A 2434-nucleotide genomic window follows, 5' to 3' on the forward strand; every position below is an offset into this window, starting at 1 on the left:
CAGATTACGCAGATTTTTTAATAGATTAGGGATGAATAGGATGGGGATGATGAAAAGGGGATTTTTTACGTTGTAGCGTTTTATCGTTTTAACGTTTTAGAGTTCATAAAGGTTGCTAACTAACTGCGGAATAGCGAGTTGGAACACCGGATTCATCCGGTCGTTGGTGCCAGATTCATCTGGCACAATGTCCTTTCGACCACTCAGACTCCGCCCACTGCCACCCAAACCCGCGCCCATGCGTCATTCTGAGCGAAGCGAAGAATCCAGGCCGTGGCGGAGCACCGGATTCATCCGGTGTTCCGGCGCTACAACCTAAAAAATCCCTTTTTTATCGACTCAATCCTGTGTATCCCAAATCTATTATAAATCAGCGAAATCCGCGTTTTTATCCCCGTCAATCCGCGAGAACCCCAAAAATAAATCCGCCGAAACCGCGTTTTTCTTCCCCTTTATTTTATGGGGGCACACCCCAAAAAAATTTAGGAGTAAAAATGTCATTTTCCCAAAACAACCTCAAAACCGTGACGTATGGCGATTCCGTCAGGAATACCAAGGCCATCCAGCCCATGAGCATGGATGAACTGTATGACAAACTTTCAAATGGACACTGGCGCGAAGAAATCGAAGCCATCCGCGCCGAGACCGACCCCCAAATTCAGAAGCAAATGAAACAGAAGCTTCCCTATTTCTGCTTTGCCGTGATCGAAGGCTCACGCTCCGAAGACAACGTGATTCAAGCCAACGGCATCATTTTCGATTTTGACCACGTTGAAAACTTCAGCGAAAGCAAGATTATCCTGCGCGAAAACTCCCGCGGCTTCAACGCCGTTTTCCGCAGCCCTGTGGACGGTTTAAAGCTCGTTTTGGCTTTCGACAGGCCAGTGGTCGATCGTGAAGAATTTCGCGAAATATGGCACTTTCTGCGCGCTGAAATCGAAATTAAAACCGGGCTCAAGGCAGACAACACCCCGGACATGGGCCGCCCCTGTTTCGTGAGCTGGGACGACGACTTTGTGGGCAGCGTGGAAGCCGAGCCCATGAACGTGGATGATGTTTTGGCGGAAGCCGGGGTTCACAAGGAAGAACCTGAAACAAAGATGCAGCGTGCGCCCATCGTGCGCCATGACGACGCCCTCACCGCCCTCAAAGCCCAAGACGCCGTGGAATATCTTTCCCGGATCAAGTTTGACAACCGGGACTGGTTTCGCTGCGGATTGGCGCTTTTCAACTACTTTGGTGAAGACGGCTTGGAACACTGGCTGAAATTTGCCGACAATCCCCACTACAAGGACACGCCGGCGGAATTGAAAAAGGTGTGGGAACGCCTGAAAAGGTATCCCGGAGTGAACATTGGAACGCTGTTTTACATCGCCGAAAACGAAGGCTGGATAAACGCATACGCCCCTTTTGAAGCGCGGGAGGAAAACCCTCCCGCCTGGGGGGACGAGCTTCCCTTGCTCACGCTGGAGGACTATCCCGAGCTTTTGGATCTTTTTAGCAGACCCAAAAACGTGGAACTGGATCGCGGCAAACTGCCCCACGAGCTTATCCAATATCTGGACCTCGTGGGTCAAATCACCGACGCCCAGGACGGAGCCAAGCTCACCGCCATGCTGCCCGTGGTGGCGGCAAACATCGGCAATCGGGTTTACATGTATAACGCCGGAACCAAGCACTATTGCAATATCTGGGCGGCGATCATCGGACCTTCCACGGTGAGCCGAAAGACCACGGTGATAAACCAAGCCATGAAGATGATGAAAACCTTCAAGGACTCACTGACAAACCTCCCCGCCAAAGAGCGCAACGAGATGGACATCGAGCTTTCGCGAGTGACCCAGGCAAGGCTTTACAATCTGCTTTCCATCAATCCCAATCGCCTGATTTTGCAGATGGAAATTTCCGCCTGGCTGCGCGAGATGGGGAAATCCTACAACGCAGGCATGAAGCAGGAAATCACGGATATGTTCGACGGCAAGGACCGCAGCATCGCCAAAATGGAAATTGACGAGCACATCTCCAAGCCCGCCTTTTCCATCGTGGGCGCCACCACCGAGGAATGGTTTTTTCAGGAAATGAGCGAAGTTGCAGACCAGCGCGGCGGATTTTTGCAGCGCTTCATCATCTGCCTGATCCAAAACATCGATGTGGAAGAATTGTGTCTGGATAGCGTGGACAGCACGGGTGTCGACCCCCAACTGCACGCCTATGGCGAGATGCTGGAAAGCTTCCGCAGAATTCCAGACAGCCAACGCCTGAAAACTTCACAAGAAGCAAAGGAACTGCGCGATGGATTATACAAAACCCTGATGAAAAGAATTGCCATGAACGCCAACGACCCGCTGGCGGCATACAGCGCGCGGCTCTTCGACAACTATTTCTGGCGCTTCTGCATCCTGATTCACCTGATGAAAAACTGGGAGAGCCTGCG

1 protein-coding gene is annotated in these 2434 nt (G+C 51.7%); it reads left to right on the plus strand.

Annotation, left to right across the window (positions count from 1 at the left end):
• Positions 1-494 precede the first annotated feature (494 nt).
• A partial coding sequence (locus GX135_03330; protein ID NLN85125.1) for a DUF3987 domain-containing protein occupies positions 495-2434 on the plus strand: 1940 nt, incomplete at its 3' end.

This window comes from Candidatus Cloacimonadota bacterium, assembly GCA_012522635.1.
Classification (GTDB): domain Bacteria; phylum Cloacimonadota; class Cloacimonadia; order Cloacimonadales; family Cloacimonadaceae; genus Syntrophosphaera.